The following is a 25,201-nucleotide window of genomic DNA, read 5'->3' on the forward strand; positions in this document are numbered from 1 at the left end:
CATAGAAGCAAGCTTCCACGTCTCTCCGTTCGACTTGCATGTGTTAAGCACGCCGCCAGCGTTCGTCCTGAGCCAGGATCAAACTCTCCAAGATATCTTGGAGCTATTTGCTAGCTCGTTTATTCGTTGTTGTCGGTATATTACCGACGGAATTTTTGGTTGGTTTCATATTCGAAACCCGCACTCTGGATATGTTCACTTCTTACGAAATGATTACCTTTACATTGTTCAGTTTTCAAAGATCCGCTGTCGCTTTTCAGTAGTTACTGTCTTGCGACGACTTGTATATCTTAACACTTTCAATCGAGAGTGTCAAGAACTTTTTTCGAAAGTTTTTCGAAGTTTCTTTACATTTCCTTCAAACGGAAATACAAAGAATTCAGCAACCATCCAGTGTTTCAACCACTACCCGGTGTACTGTTCCTTCGCTTTCAAAAACCGTCTGTCGTAAGCGACTTGTATATAATACATGGTTTTCAAACGTTCGTCAACTACTTTTTTAAAAATTTTTAATGCATCGTTCACGCACAATACATTAACTAGATAATTGGCACTAATCACCACTATAACTAATTTAAAAATACGACACCAAGCATCATCTAGAACAGAACTGATGTACTACATACAAGCCTCACGCCGAGGTATGTCACCAATTATAGTTACTACTCTTGTAAATAGCAAATATTGAATACTCATATTAAAAGAGGATGTAACTTATCGTTGCCAAAGTCACATCCTCGCACATCTTACATCTTGTACTACTCTATCTTTATTATTTTTATTACCACTATATATTGATTAATGCATTCTTGTTATATATCCAAACTATTGAATTGTTATTTTTTCTCCTAGCTGGAAGGAGCCTTTGGAAGTAATGACCCTTTCCCCCGCGGACAGACCATTCATAATCACAATAAAACCATCCGCTTTTTCACCGGTTTCTACTACCCGTACGTCTACAGTATCATCGGCTGTTACGACATACACATATTTACCATCTTTTCCTTCATGGACCGCTTTTTCTGGTAATGTCAGTACGGATGCTTTTACATCGGATTCAATGACCAATGTATAAAACTCTCCAGGTTTTATAATATTATCAGTATTTTGGAACGTTGCCTTCAATAATACTCCCGGACTACCGGCCGGTGCATTTGTATTAATATAGGTAATCTCACCGGGCAACTCTTTGTCATCTACTTTTAAACGAACTTTCACCGAAGCTTTACCTTCCGGTGAGGCCAGAGCCATAGCAAATCCTTGAGGAATCGTCAATGTTGCAACTACCGGTGAAGTTTCCTGAATCATCATAAAAGGTTTACCCGCTATAGCTACCTTTCTGTCTTCATTATAAATAGCCGTAACCTTACCATTGATAGGCGCTACAATTTGTGCCTGAGCAATCTGCGCTTGCACTTGTGCAATTGCAGCCTGCAAACTGCTTGTATCAGCCCCCGGTGTTGTCACATAACCACCACCGCTGGTAACAGTTGTTGTTTGTGCGCGAGAAGCAATCGTAGCATATTCTTTTTCAGTAATAATGCCATTGGCCATCATTTCCCGAGCCCGTTCCACATCTGCTCGTGACACCGCCCCAGGTACAATTGTTGTAGTCTGTGGTGCCGCATGTACAGTTGCTGTTGCTTGCTCTTTAATTTTTGTCAGTAATGTGTTTAGCTGTTCCTGTAGAGAAGACGTATCTAACGTTGCCACCACTTGGCCTTGTTTAACATCATCACCTACTTTTACTGCCAAGGTAGCGACCTGTCCTGATGTGGCCGGTTCAATGGTTGCCTTGTTCAACGCTGTTACATTGGCATCGCTGCTAATACGCACCGGTAAATCTCGTTGCGTCGCTTCCGTCACTGCTACCTTTTTCGGGCCGAAACATCCTGCTGTCAGCACCGCAGCCATCATCACGGTTACCATTCCCAATCGTTGCAAATACTTATGCTTCATTATTCCACTTCCTATGCTATTACCGGTAAACTCACAGTTCCCTCTTTCATGGATTATTATGTCGGCTCTTATTGTATCACAAATAAACTATCCTGCGTAAATGAGTTTTCTATGAATTTTATTGTGTAAGTTGCTTAAACTTTTCATTATTATGAAAGCGCATAAAATGATCTTGCTCCCGAGCTACTGATTTTACTGTCGAATCAGTTTCAATTGCTCTTTTCAGCCATATCAAAGCTTCCGCATCATGCCCTTCATCAGCATAAATAGTAGCCAATCCATATAATGACCACGTATTATGTGGCTCTACTTCCAGCACCCGTCGAAACCATTTTGCCGATTCATCCAATTGGCCCTGCAATTTATATAGCATAGCTAGATTATAATAATTACTCACATTTTTTTCATTCAACGAATATGCTTTTCGAGCCAACTCTAATCCTTTTTTCGGTTCTCCCAACAATCCCAATGCCATTCCCTTTACAGAATATGCTATATCACTATCCGGTTTTCTCAACAACACAGCATCTGCCTTAGTAATTGTCGCTTCGTATTTTCCTTGCTGAAACAGATCTACAACAGCTTTTTCTTCTGCCGTTAACTCACTCGTTCCTTTTTTTGTTGTCGTTTCCACTGAAGTTGTTGACTCAGTGATCTGTGTGTCCGCAGCTACTTTATCTCGGTCGCAACCGATTAGTGTCATCAACATCACTATCGCCATCACTATAAATAGAAATTGAATCCCTATTCTCCATCGACGCACCGTTTTCGACGAATTCATTTCACATCAACTCTTTCCTTTACATCTATCAGGTTACACATTCATCCATACATGTGCGAGCACGTTTCCTTTATTTTGAGAATCCATTCTTCGCTTACTTGTTCATCATAGCAAGCTATTCCTGTCTTGCCAAGATGTTCCTATTATTGTCTAACACCAATCTCATGCAATATTTTTATCCATCGAGTACAGAAAACCCGGCACAGCAGTAAGCCGTGCCGGGTAACTCATCTATAAGATTTTATTTAATACTTGGATGTATCTCTATTATATTTATCGGTACACATGTATACGATCTTTTAGAAATTTATTTTCCTATACGTATCCTATAGTAGTCTTATTTATACTTATCCTTAAAAGCCTTAAGTTCTGCTTCTTCTAAGCTATTGCCTTGCGCTATATATGTATCAATGGCTTGACGCATAGTGGCAAACGCTACAGGCACTAGCTTTTTGAAGCGCTGTCCAAAGTTAGCCCAATTATCTAAAATATGACGTCCCTTTGCACTATTCGTATACAACACATGACGTTCAATTAAATTCTTAATTTTCTGTACGTCATCATTTGTTACTTCCTGCACTTCTACTAAGCCTGTATTAACACGGCGTTCATCCAAATCAAGAACATACGCATATCCACCGGACATACCTGCACCGAAATTTCGGCCGATAGATCCCAATACAAGGACTTCACCACCGGTCATGTATTCGCAGCCGTGATCACCCACACCTTCGACAACAGCAGTAATACCGCTGTTACGTACGGCAAAACGTTCACCTGCACAACCATTAATATACGCTTCCCCGGAAGTAGCTCCATAGAAAGCAACATTACCAATGAGTACATTGCAGTCCGCTTCAAACACAGATTTACGCGGCGGATATGCAATAATCCGTCCTCCCGATAATCCTTTACCCAAGTAATCGTTGGCATCACCTTCCAATTCCAGGGTCATACCCTTAGGAATAAACGCCCCAAAACTCTGACCGGCACTGCCTACAAAGCTTAGCTTAATTGTTGTGTCCGGCAACCCAGCCGTACCATAACGTCGTGTCACTTCACTACCCACCATGGTGCCGACCACGCGATTTGTGTTATTAATAGCCAACTTAGCCCGAATTGGTTTCTTATCTTCGATAGCCGGTCGGCAAATACGAAGTAACTTTGCCATATCAAGAGTTTTATTAAGTCCATGTTCTTGTTCTACTCGATGATAGTGGCCTACACTGGCATCTGTATATGGGCGGAAAAGTATACGCTTCAAATCAACGCGAGACAACTTATAATTATCCTCTACTACCTTTTGACGTAACAAATCCACACGACCAACCATTTCCTCAACAGTCCGAATGCCTAGGCGAGCCATAATTTCGCGGAATTCTCTGGCCAAGAAATACATTAAGTGTTCCACATACTCCGGTTTACCTTTAAAGTTCTTACGTAATTTTTCATCTTGCGTTGCAACTCCGTACGGACATGTGTTGAGATTACATACGCGTGCCATTTTGCATCCTACAGCCACGAGCGGTAATGTACCAAAGCCGAACATTTCTGCACCGAGCAAGGCCGCAACGGCAATATCAAAACCGGTCATTAGTTTGCTGTCTACTTCCAGCACAATGCGATCTCGTAACCTGTTAAGCAGCAATGTTTGGTGTGTTTCGGACAAGCCTAATTCCCAAGGTGCTCCCGTATGCCTCATACCGGTACGTCCGGCCGCACCGGTACCGCCATCATAACCGCAGATAAGAATATTATCGGCTTTCGCCTTAGCCACCCCGGCCGCGATAGTCCCTACTCCGGCCTCCGATGCTAATTTCACGCTGACCCGCGCATTAGTATTAGCATTTTTCAAATCAAAAATAAGTTCTGCCAAGTCTTCGATGGAGTAAATATCATGATGTGGTGGCGGCGATACTAATTCGACACCCGGTGTAGAATGACGCGCCTTACCGATAGCCGGATATACTTTTTTGCCCGGTAGCTGGCCTCCTTCCCCCGGTTTCGCCCCTTGTGCACATTTAATCTGTAGCTCCTTAGCATGAACCAAGTATTCTGAGGTTACACCGAAACGCCCTGATGCTATTTGTTTAATTTCACTGCATGCATTATCGCCGTTAGGCAACAGCTGATAGCGCGCAGAATCTTCGCCCCCTTCACCGGAGTTGCTCATAGTTCCCAAGCGATTCATAGCAATGGCAATAGTTTCATGTGCTTCCTTACTGATAGCACCGTAACTCATAGCACCGCCTTTAAAACGTTTTACGATAGATTCCACCGGCTCTACTTCTTCAATAGCAATACCGCCACCTACAGGGAAATTAAATTCTAATAAACTCCGCAAAGTAACATGATAGTTTTCACGAATTTCTTTGGAATATGCTTTATATAATTCATAGTCGTTATCTATACAAGCACGTTGCAACAAGTCAATCGTTTTCGGATTGAACAGATGTGGTTCTCCACCCTTGACCGGACCATAGAATCCGCCCGGCGCAAGTTCATCACTATCACCGCCGAATGCCTGTTCATGACGCTGACAAGTTTCGAGAGCTACCCCTTCTGTACCAATCCCACCGATACGACTTGGCGTATTAACAAAATATTTATTAACAAAGTCACTGTTCAGGCCTACTGCTTCAAAGATTTGTGCACCATGATAACTGCGTACTGTGGAAATCCCCATTTTAGACATAACTTTTAAAATACCGTTAACGGTTGCTTTAATATAATTTTTTTCTGCTTCTTCGGCACTAATAGATCCTAAGCGTCCCTTTGCTTGTAAATCCTTAACGGTTTCCAGTGCCAAGTATGGATTGACTGCGGTAACACCATATCCGATAAGCGTACAGAAATGATGTACTTCACGCGGTTCTGCGGATTCCAACAGCAACCCTATATCCGTACGCAAGACTTTACGAATTAAATGATTATGTACCGCTGCTACTGCCAAAAGAGCAGGAATAGGTGCATGGGTTTCATCCACACCACGGTCGGATAAAATAAGTACATTATAGTCGCTACGCGCTGCTGCTTCTGCCGCTTCACACACGTCCTTTAACGCTTTGCGCAACCCATCGGCACCTTCATTTGGATTAAACAAAATAGGCAAAGTGGTAGATTTCATACGACGACAATCCAACTGCTTAATCGCCGCAAAATCTTCATTGGTTAAAATCGGGCTGTCCAAAGATACACTATAGGTACCTTCCTTATTCGGTTCCGTCATATTTCCGCTATTACCAAACATAACCTTAGTGGAGGTTACCATTTCTTCACGAATCGCATCAATCGGTGGATTTGTTACCTGCGCAAAAAGTTGCTTGAAATAATTATAAAGTAATTGTGGCTGTTCCGATAAAATGGCCAATGGTGCATCAGCCCCCATAGCACCGACCGGATCCTTGCCATCCTTCGCCATCGGGATTAACACGCGCACCATATCTTCACTGGTATAACCGAACGCTTGCTGTTGCTGTACTAAATTATCAATAACGGGTATACTATCCGTCGAAGCGGGCGTCACTTCATCCATATGAATAATATGTTCCGCAATCCATTCCTTGTAAGGTTTATTCGTAGCAATCCGTTGCTTGATTTCTTCATCGGACACAATACGCTGTTCTTCCGTATCTACGAGCAGCATCTTTCCCGGTTCCAAACGACCTTTATAACGAATATTTTCGGCAGCTTCATTCACTACACCAACTTCGGAAGCCATGATTAAACGATCATCTGCCGTTACATAATAGCGGGACGGACGCAAGCCGTTACGGTCAAGTACACCACCAATAACCGTACCATCCGTAAAACCCATGGCTGCCGGGCCATCCCACGGTTCCATCATAAAACTATTAAACTCGTAGAAAGCACGCTTTTCTTCGCTCATCAAGGTATTCTTTTCCCATGGTTCCGGAATCATCATCATCATTGCATGTGGCAAACTACGCCCCGTCATATATAGAAATTCCAACGTGTTATCAAACATAGCCGAATCCGATCCGGTATCGTCTACAACAGGGAATACTTTTTTTATGTCCGGGAAATACTCAGACTGTGCCTTTCCTTCCCGCGCATTAATCCAGTTGATATTCCCACGTATTGTATTGATTTCTCCATTATGCACAATAAAACGGTTCGGATGCGCTCTAGCCCAACTCGGAAACGTATTCGTACTAAAACGTGAATGCACCATGGCCAACGCCGAAGTGAAATCAAGGTCTGATAAATCAAGATAGAAATTCCGAAGCTGCTTCGGTGTCAACATACCTTTATACACAATCGTCTTGGCTGATAAACTAGCAATGTAAAAATCGCTGCTTTCCGCCTTGCTGATAGGAATAATTTGTTTTTCTGCTTCTTTACGAATAACATACAGTTTACGTTCAAATTCTTGGTCATTCATAACATTCGGACCTTTACCGATAAAAATTTGAATAAACCACGGTCGAATCGCGGCCGCTTCAGCACCGACTACATGAGAATCTACCGGTACTTCACGCCAGCCCAATACAATCTGACCTTCCGCACGAACGATATCCTCTAAAATAGACTTTTGCTTTTTACGGAGATCTTCGTATCGATGGGCAAATACCATTCCTACACCGTAACTACCGGCCGGTGGCAAAGTGAAACCCAAGACTTCACATTCACGGCGGAAAAATTCATGTGGAATCTGAACCAAAATACCTGCGCCATCCCCAGTTGACGCATCGGCCCCGCGGGCACCGCGATGTTCTAAACGTTCTAAAATGCGTAGACCATCGTCAATAATATCGTGTGATTTACGCCCTTTAATATCTACAACAAATCCCATGCCGCAAGCATCTTTTTCATAAGATTTGCTATAGAGGCCATGTTTTTCCAATACCTGTTGTTCTTGCCGTTGTGATTCTATTTGGCTGTTGTATCTCATTTCTTGACTCATATCCCTTTCTCCTCTCTACCGTCACATGCTCCAGTCCTGCATTCATCATATATGATGCCTTCATCACAGGATTAACGGGGCTATTGTTACAGACCTTTTTCCATGTATTCGGTACCATTACCCATTGCTCGTACACGCGGCATATAACTGCTCTCTTAAAATTCTATAGAAAATAGTCTAATCACAGTATAATAAAGTCTCTCCTAAAATGCACATAGAAATATGTAATACCCATATGCATTTATCTCATGTTCTAATCTGTTTTTTGTATCCATAAAAATTGCACCCATGTACCTATTCATGCTACTATAATTATATTATCAATAATGATTATCAAATTTTCAAAGAATACCACCTACGGTATTCCTGTTTCTTATAGCTATCACGTAAGTACGTAACGGAGGTTTTTATGACATCAAAAATAAAAGAAATTTTAAATGAACGCAAGGAGGACGTAGCTGCCAGTGAAATTAATGCGGTTGATCTTTCTCATCGCGAACGGGTTATCGTTGAAGAATACGAGCGATTATCACCACATCTTATTTTTGAAATTATTCGACGCGACGGCATTGAAGAATTACTCCGTCCCGCCAAATCACTGATTTTTTCGGGCATTGCTGCCGGTGTAGTTATCACATTTTCTTTTTTCTGCATGGCGCTCTTGCAATCTGTATTGCCCCATGAAGCATGGATGCCTTTAATTGCCAAATGGGGATATACCATAGGCTTCATTCTGGTTATTTTGGGTCGTATGCAGTTATTTACGGAAAACACTATCACCACGGTAGTACCTATTTGTAAACCTTTCTCTACCCAAAAATTAATTTTTCTTTTACGTTTATGGATTATTGTATTGGTATCAAATCTCATTGGCACCGCATTGGCATCTTCATTTTTAACATTGCCTCAAGTTGTATCTCCGGCTATTACGGCCGAACTACAAAGCATTGCCAATCACGTAGCTCACTTTACCGCTACAGAAAATATTTTGCGTGGCATTCCCTCAGGTATATTGATTGCCGCTATTGTATGGATGATGCCATCTGCACGAAATTTTAGTTTTTTTATCATCGCCTTCTTCACCTATTTTATTGCGCTCGGTGATTTTACCCATATTGTTGTAGGTTCCGCAGAAATGTTTTATGCCGTACTTAGCGATAAAGCAAGCATGTATGATTACTTTTTCCGTTTTCTCTTGCCAACAGGGCTTGGCAATATCATCGGCGGTACCGGCGTTTTTACCCTGCTTATTTATGCACAGATTAATTCCGAATTGGAAGTAAAGGAATAACTTCGTTATATTTTTCCCGAAATTAAAATTTTAGTCTTCGTGTATATGAAAAAATTAAAGTTTTTTCTCTTGCACGTGATAAGCCTATAGTAGGTATATATTACGGACATCTATTTTTCTGAAGAGGAAATCAAGTGTTGACACAAGCAAAAACCAGTGTTACACTACAGAAGTACTCACAAAGAGTACATATCAAATTTGTTTTTACATAATAAAGGAGGGATTTACTCATGGCAACTACATATACGATGACCTATACCCATGCGGTAAATTCCACAATTATTATTATTGCACCTCATAGGACCGGAGCCAGGTAAACAGTTACCTGTGCTTGGGTCCCATTCGTCGTGACGATGGGACGCGAAAGCACCTCATCGTTAAACGATGAGGTGCTTTTTTATTTATCAAAGAGAGAGTATTTGGAGGGATTCGTATGTCAAACAATTCTGCGTCCTACGCTTCACCTTATGAAGCCACAAATCCGGCCGCCGATGCCGGTGTCGATTTACACTCATTTCAACGTCGTCGTATGCTGCACGTTGTCTTGCCTTTATTTCTAGTATCGGTCATCGCTTTTCTCGATCGCGTCAATATTGCCTACGCCGGCATGACGATGAAGGACACCCTTTCCTGGTTATCACCGGAAGTATTCGGTCTCGGTGCAGGTATTTTCTTCGTTGGTTATGTACTCTTTGAAGTTCCTGCCTCACTACTAGCTGCTCGCTTTAATGCTATGCACTGGGTAGCACGTATCATGTTTAGCTGGGGCCTCGTCTGCGTTTTAATGACTACTATGAGCACGGAACTCGAGTTCTATGTATATCGTTTCTTGTTGGGGCTTTGCGAAGCGTCCTTATATCCAGTTATTTATTCACTGCTCATCCCCAAATGGTTTTTACCGCAAGAACGTGCAAAAGCTATTTCTCTGATGCTGACATCCTTACTTATCTCTACCATCATCGGTGCTCCTTTAGCCGGTGTTCTCTTGGAATTAAACGTATTCGGATTTCACGGCTGGCAGACACTGTTTATTGTTGAAGCTGTACCGGCACTCATCTTCGCCTTCGTTTTTGCTAAATGGATGAAAGCAACTCCCCAAGAAGCCTCCTGGGTAACTCCGGAAGAAAAGGCATTCATTGCTCGCGAACTGGAACGAGAAGAAGCTAATAAAGTAAAAGTAAAAAAATACACTACCTTACAAGCTTTAACAGATCCTAAAGTATTGCGTTTATGTCTTATCTATTTCTTATGGGTTATCGGCTTCTGGGGATTCAGCTTCTGGATGCCACAGGTATTAAAGCAACTCTCCGGTTGGTCTCCGAGTCTTGTAGGTTGGTCCATTGTATTCCCAATGACCGCCGCTCTTATCGTACAAGTATGGTGCGGTCATTCTTCTGCTAAAACCGGAGAAAAACGTTGGCATACCGCCGTACCACTTTTTATCGGGGCTGCCGGTCTTGCCGCTACTCCGTTCAGTCCGAATCCGTTGGTAAGTTTATTCTTCATTTGCTGCTCGGCTATTGGCGTCTATGCCGGTATGGGTGTTTGGTGGACTATGCCGACAACGTTCCTATCCGGTGCTGCCGCAGCCGGAGCAATGGGACTTATCAACTCCTCTGGTAATGTCGGTGGTTGGGTCGGACCTTATATGTTAGGTTTCTTAAATCAGACAACAGGTTCCTTTACTATCGGTTACCTTGTTATGGGTGGCTGCATGTTCTTAGCAGGTCTGCTCATCTTAACGCTAAAGAAAGAAAATACCACCAATGACACAACAACCTATAATGCGTCAACGATGTAATAGATTATTAACTATTACAAACACGTAATATAAAAAGGCAGTCATCCTGTGATAACAGGCTCCTTCTCTCATCCGAGCCGTTATCAAAATGACTGCCTTTTATTTTTATGTATGCACCCTTTACCGACAGCGTCTTAGTATCTTTCCAACTATACTATTAAGTGCTTATCCTATTTCAAATTTTTTTACTGAGTATACTACTTCAATTTAAGCCAAAATCATGCCATCTTGCGCCAATTCATAGCAAGTAATACCCGTCAGCTCTTTTGCTAACTCCAAAGTAGATTTTTGACAAGTAAAGATCCAAACTTGCGTTTCTTCCGCTATGGTTTTGAGCAATGCCAAGGCCCGTTGCTGTCTTGTTTCATCAAACCGCACCAAAATATCATCTAAGATAAGAGGCATAGGCTCAATGCGCTTACCGAACGTATGGGCTAAACTCAACCGCAATGCTAAATACACCTGATCGGCTAAGCCACTGCTCCAATGAGCCATATCTAATCGTTCATCATGCTCATTCAACAAATAAATCGCCTGTGGTGCTGCTTCCGTATCAAGACGATATTTGCCATCCGTCAATATGCGGATATACTCCGATGCTTTCGCCAACGCTTGCGGCTGCCTGTCTTTTTCATATGATTGCTGTGCCTCCTCCATAAAATGAGCAATGAGAACCTGTGTAGTCCAATCCTCCAAAGCATCGCGCAACTCACCTTCCAACTGCGCCTTTTGCTGCAACGCCTTGGCCAAAGTAGCATCACCGGCCAAACTATTCATCGCTTCCTGTAGTTGCCCCCGTTCTTCATAAAGTGCCGTCAACTGACTATCCAAGCCTCGGATTTCACCGGTACTGCGTTCATATTCTGCCGTCCATTTTCCTTTGTCACTGCCTTGCAGTCGACGATAGAGAAGCTCATTATTTTCTGATTGAGGAGCCAACAGCTCCAGTTGTCGTTTGCTTTGCTGATAAATGGTCACCCATTGCCTATACTGCTCCTGTTTTAAAAGGCGCTGACGATATTCACCGGCTGTAGCAATCCCCGCTTTTTGTAAAAGCAAAGATTGTTCAAGAAGCAATTCTTTTTCTTTCCGGTTCCAGTGATCATATTCTTCACGATAATTCCGTCGTTGCGACTCTTTTTGTTCCCATCGCGCTTGATTCTGGCGGTAGGATTTAAGCAAACTATACAACCGGCGCAGCTCAATCGGGGTCACCGGCGCATTAAATTCTAACTTTTCCCATAACATTCTTGCCTGTGACTCGATATGCTGTAACATTTCCTTATACTCGGCTAACCGTTTTTCATATCCTTTATATGTATTTTGCTGCTCACGATAGCTGTCGTACTCTTGCTTCATTCCAAAAAAATCGCTGTCCGTCAATGTTCTCTTTGCCGCCGTTGGGAGCCATTCCAGCCATTCCTCCATAGCAGCACTACCCTTAGCTTCTAATGCCTTGCCTTCTTCCATCCATGCCGTGCGCTGCTGCTCATAGCTGTACAACTTAGCTAATTCTATATTATTACTGCCCAACGCTCCCCGTAATGTAGCATACGCTTCTTCTATAGCATCCATCGCCGCTTTGTCATGAGGTACACCTAGCCCATATTCACGATTAAGTGCCTCTTGCTGTTCTTCGCTGCGGTGCAACTGACTCTCAGCGTCCTTACATCGTAGCTGATAACGATAATTGCCATAATAACCGTAGCCACTAACCATCATTCCGAGAACGATCAATCCCCAACCTATATAGGTAAAAGGCATCATCGGCCAAATTGCCGCTATCCCTATCCCGACGAGAATAGCCAATGCCGCACCGGCATACCATCCCTTTATTGACGGTGCTTGGCGCTTTACAGCATCTAATGCTGCCATAGCTTCATTTCGTTTTTCGTAGGCTTCTTTCACCAGAGTCGTCCCTTGTTTGATACGTTCTAATTGATGCTCTTCCTTTTTCATCTGTACCTGCAATGTAGCATCCGCAGGAGCTACCGGCTCACGTCGTTGCCAACTCATATACGCCTCACGGGCACTACGTAACTTTTGCGCAATCATTTCACCGCGTCGCCAATCTATCTCTGCCGGCATTTCTTCGTCAGTACGCCATGCCGTATGCAGCTTGCGCGATAACTCCAATTGCTCTCTAACCTTAGTTAAATAACGCTCCCCTTCGGCACATTCCTTTTGAAGCTGTGTCCACTTAGACACTTCCTGCATCAGGTCTTCTATTTCCTGTCCGTAAATACCGATAGCATCATCGGGAGCAAAATTATCCGGCACCAAACCTTCTTCCTTACCACGCCAAATACGCATATGCTCACGGCACTGGTCTATTTCCTGTTGCAAAGCCATGAAGGCATCTCGTTCTAATTCGGTAGTATCCGTCAAAACATTGATTTTAGCTTTTGCCTCTTCCGCACGCTTATAAACATCCCATGCTCTAAGCACCAATTCAATGCTGGACGCATACTCACGCCATTCCTCTATGCGCTCACGCAACTCTTTCTCTGTTACCGCCGTCCCCTCTAATTGTTGCTGCAATTTTGTATATGTTTCTTCATGCTTTCCCAACTCTTTCAGTCGCGTGTCCAACTGTGCCAATTCATCCATGAGCACATTAATGCGCCGCTTACCATTAGAAGAAGCTACCAATAAATCAGCTGCTGCTTTATCAATATCCTTAACAGCTCGGCTGAATTGCTCACCGCCTTCACCGCCAAAGAAACGAATGCGTACATCCACTTCATTTAGAATATCCGCCCCTTGCAAATCTTCCAGGGTAATCGCAAAAATTCGATCGTAAGTTTTCTTATCGAGCCCATGCCACCATAACTGTGACGGTTCCTCTGTCAATGTTTCACCGCCCAACGGATAAAAATCTAATTTTTTATGACGTCGACCGATGTGATAACTCTTATCTTTGTGAGTAACCGTGACATGACCCGTTCCTTCCTTATAGGTCTTACCTCGCTTACCAAAAATAAATGATCGCACCGCTTCCAGTAACGATGTCTTACCACTTTCATTAGGTCCGTAAATAAGCTGTACACCATCTGTTTTCGGTGTAAACGACCAGTCGCGATACGGACCGAATTCTTTTATATATACTTCATCAATCTTCATAGGAATCTCCCAACAACCGCAATGCACCTTCTGTTTCGGCACGTCGTAGTGCTCGTCGCACCAATTCCGGGGTCAACATATGGCGATACAAACCTAATCGTTTTGTTTCCGGTCTGGCTAATACTGTATCGCGCAACTTTATTATGCTTTCATCGCTACCATCAGCTACTGCCGCATCATAGGCCGCCAAATAATCGCCCACCATATCATGTAACTGGCGTCGTTCGGCTAAATCAATTTCCGGCCATGTGTCATCTATTATGCGATATGGCAGAATAAAATGAATACGATGTGCTTCTTCATCACGAGCTGCTTCCATCCACATCTGCCGAGTAGACTCATCCGCAGCGGCACGATGCAGCGGCCCCGATCCGGTAAGTACAATTTCCTGTAACACCGGTTTTTTTCCTTTTCTGAGCATTTCCTTCTTATGCCGAATCATTTCTTCCAACTCTGCCGATGTACGCAGCCCCGTAATATCAATATGGCTTTTAGCAAAACGAATGGCACCGGTTTCTCTAAAATCAAGCAACACACGGCCATTACCACCAACCGTCACTAAATAACACCCTTTGGGACCAACTTCCTTGCCATGCAGCCCTTGCGTATTACCGGCATACACCACATAAGGTACTTCATGTAGTACTTGCCGTTTATGAATATGTCCAAACGCCCAATAATTAATCGGTGAACGCAGCAAAGTATCCATAGAACAAGGTGCCGTAGTCACATGATTCGGTTGACTGCCGACGGTGCCATGAATGAGAGCGATAGAAAATACATCGTCCGCGTGCACTTTGATTTGTGATGCCAGGTCCACATCACTATTTTTTCGGCTAATACTCATACCGTAAATACCGGCTACTTCACGACCTTGCACGATGAGACTGCGTCTCTCCGGTTCATCTGCCGAAAAAATATGTACATTCGTTGGCAGATTAACATGTGCTTGCCAGCTTTCTGCCGGATCGTGATTACCTTGCACCATAAATACCGGAATGTGTGCCTCCTGTAAGCGCTCACATTCCCGAGCAAACCGTACCTGTGCTTCCAAATTATGGTCATCACTATTGTATACGTCGCCGGTAATAAGAAGCGCATCCACTTGTTCATCCAGCGCCAACTGCACCACACCTTCAAAAGCCCGGTATGTAGCATATCGCACAGCCTCATCCGCTTGTCGTCCCAGCGTCTTTAAATATCCAAACGGAGCCCCCAAATGAAGATCCCCGCATTGTATAAATCGAAATGGTATAGTCATGATAACATCCTTCTAAATTCCCTTCCACGCCGCTGCCAATCGCATAACGGCTTTTTCCAACTGTTGTGTCGGTATGGCACTAAATGACAATAAATAACTAACTCCATCAACAGTACGATCCTCTTTAACCGCTAACCCGGCAGCAAGAGCCCGTTGTGTAACGAGTGATTTCGGCAATACCGTATGAACTGTTACCCCGATATAAACGCCGCCTTCCGGTGCTGTTACAATAATACTGTCGCCGAGATACGTCATCAACAGCTTTGCCATATACCGACTTTTTTCCGCATAGTGTTTTCGTAAACGCCGAATCTGCTTACTCCACTCACCGGCTTCAATATATCGCGCCCATACGAGCTGTTCCATTACCCCCGCACTCTGCCGATACCTCTCCTTACCTTTAATAAAATCATCCATCAAGTCTTGTGGCAATACCATATAGCTCAATCGAATGGATGGTGGTAACACTTTTGATGGCGTGCCTATATAAATAACACGCTCTTCCTTATCTAACCCCTGTAAAGAAGCCATCGGTCTTCCATAATACCGCAACTCGCTATCATAATCATCTTCTATAATGTATGCCTTCGATAAAGATGCCCAACGCAACAACTCTTTACGACGTGCTACCGACATAACACGTCCTCGGCTGTCACCATGCGATGGCGTACAATAAAATACTTCAATCCGTTCATCCACTAACCGTTGCACTAAATCTTCGCTATCCTGCGATACGGTAATCACGGAAAAGCCGCAGTCTTCAAACACGCCAATGATAACATTGTACAAGCTACTGTCCACAGCTATGCGTCGAAGACCTCGCCGACGTAACAGAGAGGCCGTCACAGCTACCGATGACTGCGTACCACTGCCGATAATAATTCGATCAGCTGTCGATTGCACACCACGAGCCCCTTGTAAATAAGTAGCCAAATTTTCTCGCAATACACTCTCACCTTGACTATCACCATAACCCATGAGTCGTTCCGGTTCACGCAATACGTAACCTATATACCGTTTCCAACGCGTATAATCAAATCCCTCCGGATCCATAGCCCCGGTAGCAAAATTGTAATATACAACAGGTTTCATACGCTCCATTGCCTGTGCACTCACATGATTATCTTCTTCAGCACCAACACGCTTACTCTTCTCAGTAGGTAGTAATGTTGACGTTACCTCCTCATAATAAGGTAAATCCAATACCTCATAAGGTGAACGGTTATGCGCACGAATATATCCTTCCGCTGCTAATTGTACATAGGCTTGCTCTACCGTTATTTTGCTGACACCATTTTCTGCGGCCAACGCTCTAACCGAGGGCAAGCGAGTACCTGCCACAAAGTGGCCTCCTTCGATAGCTTCCTTTATATATCTATATATTTGTTCATATAATGGCTCTGCCGACTCTCGATCCAATGCCAGCATCTTCGTCACCTCTTTTGTTCTTGTATCATTGAACAACCGCGGCCTTTGTTGACCTTTTCATTGACTTCTATTGTATCACACCTCCCTGATTTATAATATCTGTCCCCATCAGAAATTATATTTTATACTCTTTACTTTTATAACCATCTATCTTTTATAACCGTCTATAGTATCTATCATTTAACAGAAATAAAATTTTATATCAAAAATTCTGGTTCACTGATATGCTACCCTCTTTATTATTGTTAACTTTCATTTAACTTTCAGTTGACTATGAAAACAAGGGCGTTTATAATAAAGCCAACGGCAGAATTCATGCCATATAGGAATTAGAGGTAGAGGTGTAAGTATGACAACTGTAACAAATCAGACAACCGACAATCTTTCCGGCTACGAACGGATTATCGCCTACGCACAAAAGGTATTGGACGGTGGCGAAATCACTCGTAAAGAGGCGGAAGAATTAATTCATACATCTGACGAAGATACCATGATTTTATTAGCTATGGCCGACAAGATTCGTCAAAAATTTAACGGTAATGAAGTTGACCTGTGTGCCATTGTCAATGCACGCTCCGGCAAATGCCCGGAAAACTGTAAGTTCTGTGCACAGTCTGCCCACCATGACACAGGGGTAACCGTATATCCCTTCATGGATGAGGAAGACATTGTCGCTGCTGCGAAAAAAGCAAAGGAAGCCGGTGCTATCCGTTTCTCTATCGTAACCAGCGGTCGCAATACAAGTAATCCAAAAGAATTTGAACAAATCCTCAGCGCCTTAAAGCGTATCCGCAAAGAAACCGGATTGGAAATTTGTTGCTCCCTCGGCCTCCTCACGTATGAGCAAGCCGTGCAACTTAAAGAGATTGGTGTTACCCGTTATCATTCCAATATTGAAACCGCACCGAGCCATTTCCCGGATATTTGTACAACTCATGAATATAAGGATAAAATGAGTACCATTGCCAATGCGCAAAAAGCCGGCATCCGCGTGTGCTCCGGCGGTATCTTCGGTTTAAACGAAACCTTAGAACAACGTGTAGAAATGGCATTTGAACTAAAACGTCTCGGTATTGATTCCGTGCCGCTTAACATTTTAAATCCGATTAAGAATACACCGTTTGAACACAACAAGCCTTTGGCTCCCTTGGAAATTCTCCGTACATTTGCTGTATTCCGTTTCATTTTGCCAAATGCTCAGATTCGTACTGCCGGTGGTCGCGAAGTAAACCTCCGTGATTTACAGGCCTTAGCTCTTACCGGTGGCTTGAACGGCATCATGGTCGGTGGCTATTTGACAACCGGAGGCCGTTCCCCGTTGGAAGATCTTCGTATGCTGGACGATCTTCGTTTATCTCGCACAGCACCGCAGGTATAAAACAATACGTTACATTTAAATGCACTAGTGATAAACATACTCCTATGCTTGTCCTCTAGTATGTATTACACAACTTCGCGGCTATATTAGCCATTTACTATAATTGTTTGAATGCTCTTTCCCCGTCTATGCGATGCGTAGACGGGGAAACCCTTTTATGGAGCAATTTTTAAAAGTATATATTGCATAATATTAATTATGATAAAAGGACCGATAGCCTTTGATAGCATCGGTCCTTTCATTATGTCTTTATTCTCTTGTTACCTCATATATTAATCGCTGACATTATCAACCCTATAGTCATTATAAGATAGAACGGTAAATCATCTTAATATCCTCTACAGATGTATCTCTCGGATTACCCGGAGTACATACATCTGCAAAAGCAGATTGCGCCAAAAATTCAATGTCTTCTTCTTTTACGCCGGCCTCAGCCAAACTCTTAGGAATCTCTACATCATCTGCCAGCTTCTGAATAGCTTCAATGGCTGCTTCACGGTATTCTGCTTCGCTCATAGTATCTACACCATCTACTCCCATAGCCCGAGCGATTTCACGATATTTACTTCCTGTTGCGGGCGCATTATATTGTAATACCGCGGTAAGCATCATTGCACATGCCTTACCATGAGGAATATCATATACAGCACTCAAAGGATGTGCCATCGAGTGAACAATACCAAGGCCTACATTGGAAAAGCCCATTCCTGCAATGTATTGTCCCAATGCCATTTCTTCGCGAGCCTTAGGGTCGCCTGCTACGGCCGCACGCAAAGAACGTCCAATAATTTCGATGGCCTTTAAATGCATCATATCTGTCATTTCCCAGGCACCCTTCGTAATATAACCCTCTACCGCATGTACCAAAGCATCCATCCCAGTAGACGCACATAATCCCTTTGGCATACCCATAGACATATCCGGATCAACAATCGCCACTATCGGAATATCATGAGTGTCTGCGCAAACAAATTTGCGCTGCTTTTCCTCATCAGTAATAACATAATTAATAGTTACTTCTGCCGCTGTTCCCGATGTTGTCGTCACAGCAATAATAGGCAGACATTTATGCTTTGTATTAGCAACGCCTTCGAGACTTCTTACATCTTCAAATTCAGGGTTAGTCATAATAATAGCGATTGCCTTACTGGTATCGATCGTACTGCCTCCGCCAATAGCTACAATACAATCCGCTTCTGCTTTTTTACAAGCAGCTACTCCGTCCTGTACATTTTTTACTGTCGGATTTGGCTTTAACTCATCGAAAATTTCATAGTCAACCTTAGCTTCCTCCAATAACTTCGTTACTTTCGTAGCTACACCAAATCGGATTAGGTCTTTATCAGTAGTCACCAGCACCTTCTTCAGATTATTTGCCTTTAACTCATCTACAATTTTATTAACAGCGCCAAATCCAAAATAGGATGTTTCATTTAAAATCATACGATTAACCATGATATAACCCCTCCATTACAATAATAAATTCTTCTATGCCTTCCGCCATAACTCATTAGCCATACTTGACAATGCTTCTTTCTGTTTGTCCGTTAATGGTTTTATCGGTACACGGCAATATTCTTGCACCGGCAACCCCATTTCCTTGAGAGCCCATTTCATAACCGGATTAAACGGGGTGTGTACTTCATATAAAGCAAAATATTTATCTATACTACGTTGTAGCCGTGTAAGTTCCGAAATATTTTCAGATGCCAAAGAACGAATAATGTCTGCACAAATATCCGGTCTAATATTAGATATAGCCCCGATACAGCCATCGCCTCCGGAAATAACCGAAGGAATACAATTATTATCATAGCCGGTGTACACCTGGAAGTCTGGGAATCTAGGTTTTAAAAATTGAATATATCGCTGTGTATGGCGCAACACCGGATTTGTATCCTTCACACCTACCAAATTATCATGTGCTTCTCGAAGCTTTAACAACGTTTCTGCCGATACATCATAACCTGTTCTCTCAGAGTAATTATATAAATATACCGGTCCTTTTACAGCCTGTAAAATTTCATCATAATAAGCATATACATCATCCTCATTACAAGCACTGTAATAAGGTCCCACAACAATGACTGCATCAGCTCCAGCTTGTAATGCTTCGTTCGACAAACTAATTGTTTCCGATTTAGCCATTCTACCCGTACCGGCAATAACAACACCACGATTGCCTATATATTTTACCGCATCTAAAATAAATGTACGGATTTCATCATAAGTGAAAGCGTAAAACTCACCAGCGCTACCGCCTACTAGAATCCCATCAATACCGGCTTGTAACACGCGATCATAAAAAGCATGCATCTCCTCATAATTCACGGACCCATCCTCATTCATAGAAGTTAATATAGGACAAATATACTTAGCCTTCATTAGCTACCACCCCTTCTACTATCGACACATTGCTAAAAACTATATGTCTAACTTATCTCATAATTTAGATTATTTTTTCTTGTTTAAATCGTAGACCATATCCATATCTGCCCACCATTCATGCTTGTAGGCTCCTTCAATACGAGTTTGACATGGATCTGTTTCCTTCCACCATCTCTGTGTCTCCGGATCTTCTGCCATTTTTGTCATATCGTATTCAAAATCATCACCTGTATATTCCATAATTGAAAAGAGTAAATCATCTCTATTAAAAATCTGATATTTTGTAATACCACAAGCACGAATCATCTTATTGACTCCCGAAAAGGGATCGGCATGAAGTTTTTTATAATATTCTGCTTTTTCCGGCCGTAGTTTAATAACAGATGCAAAAATTTGCGGTTTATTCAACTTATATAACTTCTTAGCATTTTTTGAGAAAATATCTGGATTATCTTCAAAGTATTCTCTTACAGCTCGTAAATGTTCATCAAACGTGGCATACTGCTCTACTACCGGATAATTTGAAGCATATAATAATTTATTAGGTTCGAAAGTACCACTTATAAAATCCAATAGATTTTTTACGAATTTAGGATCTGAAGTTGGAAATCCCGATACTTTACAGTAAACATTAGGCAAGGCTGCTAATTTTGTCATAGCCCGCTTATATTCTTCTGATAAAGTCTCTACATTACCACAGTGATTAATTACTATTTTGGCTTCTGGTACTCGTGATGCAGTTTTCCACATATCTTCCAATTCACCAGGTCGATTGCAACTTTCAAAAAGCAAGTCTTGTGCTGCTAAAACCTCTAAACCTTCGATAAAACTAGTTTCCAAACAACGTCCTCTAGGCGATGAATCAATATGCAAGGGCTCCCTCACTCCGACAATCCCTATGGGTAGACGCATATGTCCACAAAGATGACGGGCTCGCATAACCTTTGCTAGTATTTTAGGGCTATTCAGATTAAATATATAATCATCCTCTTTAATCGCATCGTCACAGTCCACTTCAACATAAATGCCACCTAAGAAATTTAAATCATGCGGGCCATACGCTTTTATTACATCATCAATAGAAAAGCTACGCTTAATTACGCCTTCGCAAGAGTTAAGCCAAGGAAGATTCAGTACATCTAAATTCCAAATGTGAATGTGAGAATCGACAACTTCAAGCATGTATATGCCTCCTTATTTTTCAATCGGTTTTGAACCATTAAGCCCATACCATGCAACATAGAGGAAGCATGGCAGCAATAACAAGTATCCTGCACCAGTTCCCCACATATCAGCTACATGCCCCATAAAGAACGGCATAAATGCTCCGCCAACAATACTCATAATTAGCAAACTAGATGCTTTTTTTACATAACCATCCGGAATACGTACAACTGACAAGGCAAAAATTGTAGGGAAGCTAATAGACATAAAGAAGAAGGAAAGCCACAAAACTATAACGGCCGGTAGACCATGAACGAACTGCAATACAATCATTAACCCCGCATTAATAATAGAGTACACCGCCAAAATTGTATTACTTTTTACTTTTTTCATAACCGGTGTTGTCACTACACGCCCCAATAAAAATGCTACTAATGCAATACTAAAGAAATATGCAGCTTGACTATCCTGTAACCCCTGCCAATGTTCAACACTATAGTTGATAAAGAAAGCACCAGCACCAACTTGCGCTGCAATATACAAAAATTGTGCTAAAACGCCTAACTTAAAATGACGATATCCAAAAAGAGCACTATAGCTTCCAGAATCAGAGTCTTCTCCTGCATCATTACCAGTTACTGCAGCTCCTTCCGGCATTCGACTAATCACAAAAAGAAGTAGAACTGCGGCCACAACAACAGCAATGCCAACATAAACCATCTGTACATTAGCCATATTTTGTTCAATGTCCCCATGGGATAAAGAAAGGAAGAGAGCTCCGCCTACGATAGGACCTAAGAATTGTCCAACGCCATTAAAACTCTGTGCCATATTTATTCTAAATGCTGCATCTTCATCTTTGCCAAGTTTAGTTATATATGGGTTCGCATTTGTTTCTAAGCTTCCCAATCCACATGCAATAATGAAAAAAGCAAGTAAGAATAAGCTAAAACTTTGTGCATTACTAGCAGGTACAATAAGGAGCGCACCTATAGCATACAGTGCCAGACCCATAATAATACCACCCTTATAGCCGAATCGTGTAGCCACCAAAGAAGCCGGTATAGCAATTACAAAGTATCCACCGAAATATGCGGCTTGCAATAAACCTGATACAGCTTTAGTAATTCCCAAGTGATTCTGGAAATTTTTATTCATAACGTCTAGCAAACCATAGCTAAACCCCCAAAGGAAGAATAACGAAGTCACTAGCCAAAACGCAATTTTTATATTGCGACTGCTCACTATCGATGTAGTCGTATGTTTTGTTTGCATAGCATGTCCCTCCACTGTTTTTGTAGCCATTCCGGCCACCTCCTAATCTAGCGCACGATCCAAATGAACATAACCACCATCAACAAATATCCATTGTCCCGTTGTATGTGAAGACTTCGGGGACAATACAAATACTGCTGTGTCACCGATTTCATCAACAGTAGTAAAGCGATGCTCGAAAGGAATCTTATCGGTAATTACCTTTTTTCTTGCCTCCGGATCATCAAAGGTCTTAATCCAATTTGCGTAAAGCGGAGTCCAGCATTCGCTAACGACAATAGCATTACTTCGTACACCATCTTTAATAAGCGCCGCAGCCCATTCTCTAGTCAATCCTAAAATAGCACCCTTTGCCGCTGCATACGCACTAGTTTTACCCTGGCCTGTCAGCGCTGTCTTAGAGGAAATATTCAATATAGATCCTTTGGATGCTTTCAAATATTTAACAGCAGCATGAACTAACTCGTAATAATGCGTTAAATTACCATGCAAACTTTTTTCAAATTCTTGCCAACTAGTCGTTTCTAATGCCTTATTATCATTAGCTCCTGCATTATTAACTACACCATAGATACCGCCATAGCGTTTAGCGACGTCATCTACAATACCTTGTATTTTTTCTGTTTCATTTAGGTCAATTTGAATAAATTCATAATTCGTAGTAATTGCTTCTATATTCTTTTTAAATTCCTCAGTAATAGCCGAGCGTGAAAGGATAATTGGTATTGCTCCCTCCCGAGCCAGCGATAAGGAAATACCGCTACCAATACCTTTACCACCACCGCTAATTAATACCACTTTGCCGTTTAATTGTAAATCCATAACTACACGCCTCCTAATCTACACATTGGCCACATCACTCGACCAATATTCACCATATTTTCAATATAAAATTACACTGTTGTGGCTAGCCGCCAAATGGAAAAATCATTCTGCTCATTTAATTCTGCTTTAGTTTGTTTTCCATTGGCTACAGCTATGATTTCCTCTACAACTTCTTTGCCAACTTCTTCAATTGTTTTACCTTCATCAATAATGCCTCCGGCATTAAGATCAATGCAATCTGCCATATTTTTAAATGTAAATGTATTTGATGAAAGCTTTATCGTCGGTGTCACAGGACTTCCCGTCGGTGTACCTCGACCAGTTGTAAATACACAAATATTACAACCACCCGCAACCATGCCGCTTAGCTGCTCAATATCATTTCCTGGAGTATTCATAAAAGTTAATCCCTTGTCCGTAATCGGGGCTGCATACGGTTTAACAGCTACAACCGGCGAATTCCCCGCCTTATAAATACAGCCTAAAGATTTTTCTTCAATGCTACTCAGTCCACCTTCAATATTACCGGGACTAGGATTAGCTCCACGAATATCCGCATGAGAATCTATAACAGTCTGTTCATATCCCGTAATTGTATCTACAATTGCTTTACTTACATCATCGTTAATACCTCGCTGTGCCAAAATATGTTCAGCACCGATGAGTTCTGTCGTTTCAGCCAAAATCACTGAGCCACCTTGAGTAACAACAATATCAGAGGCTACTCCCAACGACGGATTTGCAGTCAATCCTGAGAAGCTATCGCTGCCACCGCATTCTGTCCCCAGCACAACATCTGCCAAGGTCCCCGGAACTCGGCTTTCTTGCATAGCCTCTTCTAACATTTCTTTAGCAAGCTTAACTCCTTTTTCAACAGCTGCTGCCGTACCGCCCTCACCTTGAATTGTCAAAAATTCTACCTTCTTATAAGGGGCTCGAGTTTTAATCTCTTCTGCAGTATCTTTCGCTTGGATAACTTCACAGCCCAAACCAACAAGTATAACACCATATACATTAGGATTAGTGGCAGTACCTACTAATACATCCATGGTTTGTCTAGCATCATACGATAATTCACTACATCCATGTTGGTGTGTCACATATACAGCCTTTGTATCTTCCCGATGTGGTGCATCCGTCCACGCAACAGAATTTGCAATTCGTTCTACTACTTTATTAGCACAGTGTACTGTAGGTAAAATCAATACATGATTCCGAAATCCGAAGCTACCATCGCCACGTCTATAACCTGTAAGTGCATACGTCGTATCTACACCAATTACACTTCTATCTCTGTGAACATCTTGTTTGATATGACGAACCATATTGTCTACGTCACCGCGTCCACGTTCACCTTCTATATTATGAACATGCACCCATTGCCCAGCTTTAATGTCTACACTAGCAATACCAATATGAGAGTCATATTTTATAATCGGTTCTCCTTTAGCAATCGGTTCTGTTGCAAATTTATGTCCTTTAGGTATTTTCTCCTCAATCGTTATTCCCATCACTATCTCACCTGGAATAAGCTTTTCAACTGCAGTGGCCACATTATCGTTGTGACCTACATGAACTGCTTTCATAGTAAATCCTCCTT

The 25,201-nt window shown here is 42.2% G+C and carries 15 protein-coding genes and 1 rRNA gene; 3 read left to right on the plus strand and 13 right to left on the minus strand.

Annotated elements, in window-relative coordinates:
• The 4 genes from G344_RS0106190 to gltB all read right to left on the minus strand — a co-directional run.
• Positions 1 to 94 (minus strand): 16S ribosomal RNA (locus G344_RS0106190); the annotation flags it as partial.
• Between the two features lie 731 nt (positions 95 to 825).
• Positions 826 to 1,959 (minus strand): efflux RND transporter periplasmic adaptor subunit, encoded by a 1,134-nt coding sequence (locus tag G344_RS0106195; RefSeq protein ID WP_028255447.1) that lies wholly within the window; start codon positions 1,957 to 1,959, stop codon positions 826 to 828.
• Positions 1,960 to 2,077: 118 nt separating this feature from the next.
• Positions 2,078 to 2,740 (minus strand): tetratricopeptide repeat protein, encoded by a 663-nt coding sequence (locus G344_RS0106200; RefSeq protein ID WP_083963077.1) that lies wholly within the window; start codon positions 2,738 to 2,740, stop codon positions 2,078 to 2,080.
• A 337-nt stretch (positions 2,741 to 3,077) separates the two neighbouring features.
• The gene (gene gltB / locus G344_RS0106205; protein WP_038155137.1) at positions 3,078 to 7,667 is read right to left on the minus strand and encodes a glutamate synthase large subunit; all 4,590 of its coding nucleotides are present in this window, start codon (positions 7,665 to 7,667) and stop codon (positions 3,078 to 3,080) included.
• A 409-nt stretch (positions 7,668 to 8,076) separates the two neighbouring features.
• Here gltB and G344_RS0106210 point away from each other — a divergent pair, with 409 nt between their 5' ends.
• Entirely contained in the window at positions 8,077 to 8,958 is an 882-nt protein-coding gene (locus G344_RS0106210) for a formate/nitrite transporter family protein (protein ID WP_083963078.1), read from the plus strand.
• Between the two features lie 529 nt (positions 8,959 to 9,487).
• Positions 9,488 to 10,759, plus strand: coding sequence for an MFS transporter (locus G344_RS10855; protein ID WP_051245814.1), 1,272 nt, complete (start codon positions 9,488 to 9,490; stop codon positions 10,757 to 10,759).
• Positions 10,760 to 10,966: 207 nt separating this feature from the next.
• Here the strand turns inward: G344_RS10855 and G344_RS0106225 are convergent, their stop codons facing one another.
• Genes G344_RS0106225 through pdxR form a run of 3 tightly spaced genes read right to left on the minus strand, consistent with a single transcriptional unit; the run spans position 10,967 to position 16,571 of the window.
• Positions 10,967 to 13,882, minus strand: a complete 2,916-nt coding sequence (locus G344_RS0106225) for an ATP-binding protein (protein WP_028255451.1) — start codon at positions 13,880 to 13,882, stop codon at positions 10,967 to 10,969.
• Complete coding sequence (locus G344_RS0106230) at positions 13,872 to 15,143, minus strand: metallophosphoesterase family protein (RefSeq protein ID WP_028255452.1); 1,272 nt, start codon at positions 15,141 to 15,143, stop codon at positions 13,872 to 13,874. The genes G344_RS0106225 and G344_RS0106230 overlap by 11 nt, the downstream gene beginning before the upstream one ends.
• 12 nt (positions 15,144 to 15,155) lie before the next feature.
• On the minus strand, positions 15,156 to 16,571 hold the full coding sequence (gene pdxR / locus G344_RS0106235) for a MocR-like pyridoxine biosynthesis transcription factor PdxR (protein ID WP_028255453.1): 1,416 nt from the start codon (positions 16,569 to 16,571) through the stop codon (positions 15,156 to 15,158).
• 349 nt (positions 16,572 to 16,920) lie between these two features.
• On the opposite strand from pdxR, the gene bioB reads away from it, so the two are divergent.
• Positions 16,921 to 17,949 carry a biotin synthase BioB gene (gene bioB, locus G344_RS0106240; RefSeq protein WP_028255454.1) on the plus strand — a complete coding sequence of 343 codons (1,029 nt, stop codon included), beginning with the start codon at positions 16,921 to 16,923 and terminating at the stop codon, positions 17,947 to 17,949.
• Positions 17,950 to 18,252: 303 nt separating this feature from the next.
• On the opposite strand, the gene fucO is transcribed toward bioB, so the two are convergent.
• The 6 genes from fucO to G344_RS0106270 form a co-directional block, all read right to left on the minus strand.
• Positions 18,253 to 19,404 carry a lactaldehyde reductase gene (fucO, locus tag G344_RS0106245; RefSeq protein ID WP_028255455.1) on the minus strand — a complete coding sequence of 384 codons (1,152 nt, stop codon included), beginning with the start codon at positions 19,402 to 19,404 and terminating at the stop codon, positions 18,253 to 18,255.
• A gap of 33 nt (positions 19,405 to 19,437) precedes the next feature.
• Entirely contained in the window at positions 19,438 to 20,334 is an 897-nt protein-coding gene (locus G344_RS0106250; protein ID WP_028255456.1) for a dihydrodipicolinate synthase family protein, read from the minus strand.
• Positions 20,335 to 20,403: 69 nt separating this feature from the next.
• Positions 20,404 to 21,519: an L-rhamnose mutarotase gene (locus G344_RS0106255; RefSeq protein WP_028255457.1), complete on the minus strand. Its 1,116-nt coding sequence runs from the start codon at positions 21,517 to 21,519 to the stop codon at positions 20,404 to 20,406.
• A gap of 12 nt (positions 21,520 to 21,531) precedes the next feature.
• Complete coding sequence (fucP, locus tag G344_RS0106260; protein ID WP_244869504.1) at positions 21,532 to 22,806, minus strand: L-fucose:H+ symporter permease; 1,275 nt, start codon at positions 22,804 to 22,806, stop codon at positions 21,532 to 21,534.
• A gap of 12 nt (positions 22,807 to 22,818) precedes the next feature.
• The gene (locus tag G344_RS0106265) at positions 22,819 to 23,598 is read right to left on the minus strand and encodes an SDR family oxidoreductase (RefSeq protein WP_028255459.1); all 780 of its coding nucleotides are present in this window, start codon (positions 23,596 to 23,598) and stop codon (positions 22,819 to 22,821) included.
• 71 nt (positions 23,599 to 23,669) lie between these two features.
• Positions 23,670 to 25,187, minus strand: a complete 1,518-nt coding sequence (locus G344_RS0106270; RefSeq protein WP_071838102.1) for a UxaA family hydrolase — start codon at positions 25,185 to 25,187, stop codon at positions 23,670 to 23,672.
• Positions 25,188 to 25,201 lie beyond the last annotated feature (14 nt).

This window comes from Veillonella magna DSM 19857 (genome assembly GCF_000428745.1).
Lineage (GTDB): Bacteria > Bacillota > Negativicutes > Veillonellales > Veillonellaceae > Veillonella_A > Veillonella_A magna.